The 1741-nt window shown below is 67.9% G+C and carries 1 protein-coding gene; it reads right to left on the bottom strand.

What is annotated here, in order from left to right; all coding sequences use genetic code 11:
- Positions 1–1741, bottom strand: a 1741-nt coding sequence (locus EB084_24770; GenBank protein ID NDD31478.1) for a VCBS repeat-containing protein, incomplete at both ends; no start/stop codon positions are given.

The following is a 1741-nucleotide window of genomic DNA, read 5'->3' as shown; positions in this document are numbered from 1 at the left end:
GTTGCCCGAGACGGGCACGCTGAGGTTCTGCGGCGCCTGGAAGGTGCCATTGCCGTTGCCGAGGAGCACGGCGACCTTGCTCTGGAGGGACAGCTGGACCGCCAGGTCGGGCTTGCCGTCGTTGTTGAAGTCGCCGACCTTGACGCCGGACGGGGCTGCGCCGGGCAGGCTGATGTTCGCCAGCGCGCTGAACGAGCCGTCGGTGTTGCCGTGCAAGACGCTCACCAGGCTGTTGGCGGGGTAGGTGGTCACGATCTCCGGAGCGCCGTCGCCATCGAGATCGGCGCTCGCCTGATCGTTGGTGTCGCTGGGGACGACGACGCTGGCCGGGCCGCTCACGGGATTGAGGAAGACGCTCACCACGCCCCCCAGCAGGGGATGGGTGGTGGAGGGACCGCCTGGGTACGAGACCGTGCGACCGCTCAGGCTGGCGAGATCGACCTTGCCGTCTTGGTTGAGGTCGGCCATCACCACCGACTTCGCGGACTGGCCAGACGCGGGAATGGACTGTGTCTGACCGCTGAAGCCGTTGGCGATGTTTCCCTGCACCACGACGACGCTTCCCACGCCGGCGCTCTGGGTTCCGACCACCACATCGGCGACCTTGTCGCCGTCGAAATCGCCCACGGCGATGTTGAAGCTGGGGCTGCCAGGGATGCTCTGGTTCTGCGGGGCATTGAACGTGCCGTCACCGTTGCCTGCGAGCACGCTGACGTGCTTGGCGCTGTCGGCAACGTAGAGCGAGAGCGGCGCGCCCTGTTGCTGGGGGGCCAGGGCGGCGCAGACCGGGGAGAGGCCTGTCACCGCGTAGTTCATCGGGGCGGCAAACGTTGTGTCGCCGTTGCCTAGCATCACCGAGATGCCGCCCTGACCCACCGCGACGATGTCGACGTTGCCGCTCGGGGTGAGCGGACCGACGACCACGTCGCGCACGCTGTAGGGAGCGAAGGTCAGTACCGGAGCGTTGGTGGCGAAGGTGCCATCGCCGTTGCCGCGCAAGACGAGAACCGAGGCGTCGGGCGGGTTGCCGCTCTGGTTTCCGTCGCGGCCGGCGATCACCAGGCTCTGATGCTTGTCACCCAGGTCTGCCACGGCCAGGGCCGTGGGGCGCACCCAGGTGCTGACGGTGGTTACCCCCTTGAAGGTGCCGTTGCCGTTGCTCAGCAGGATGTTGACCGCGGCCGGAAACCCGTGGTCGCAGCCGACCGCCAGGTCGTCGAAGCCGTCACCGTTGAAGTCGGCGGCAACGACGTCGACCGGGTGCTGATTGACAAGGGGAAGCGATATGGGCGCCTGGTAGGTTCCATCGCCGTTGCCCAGGAGCACGGTGACGGCGGTTCCGCTCGAGTTGGTGGCCACCAGGTCGAGGTGGCCGCTGTTCGTGAAGTGCCCGTGGGTCAAGGTGTCGACGTCTTCGTTGAACCAGAGCGTAGGGTTTTGGGCCCGGCCCTCGGTGAAGTCGCGGCGAAGGGTGGCGAAGGCCGCCGCGAGCGGGTTCACCTCGAAGGTGGCGCTCGTGTCTGCGGTCAGGCCCGTGGCGCTGGCCGCCAGCACGAATCCGGCGCCGGCCGGCGTGACGTGCACGTCGCTGAAGGTCGCCACGCCGTTCACCGCGTTCACCTGCAGGGTGCCGAACAGCTGCACGCCGTTGGGCGTGCTGGGGTCGAGCGCGATGGTGATGGCGTTGGTCGCCCCGCTCACCGTGGTGCCGTTCACGTCTTGCACCAGCACGGTGAAGGGG

It is taken from the genome of Pseudomonadota bacterium, from assembly GCA_010028905.1.
In the GTDB taxonomy this organism is placed as follows: domain Bacteria; phylum Vulcanimicrobiota; class Xenobia; order RGZZ01; family RGZZ01; genus RGZZ01.
The sequence above is the reverse complement of the archived record's forward strand: the minus strand, read 5'-3'. Positions and strand labels throughout refer to the sequence as shown.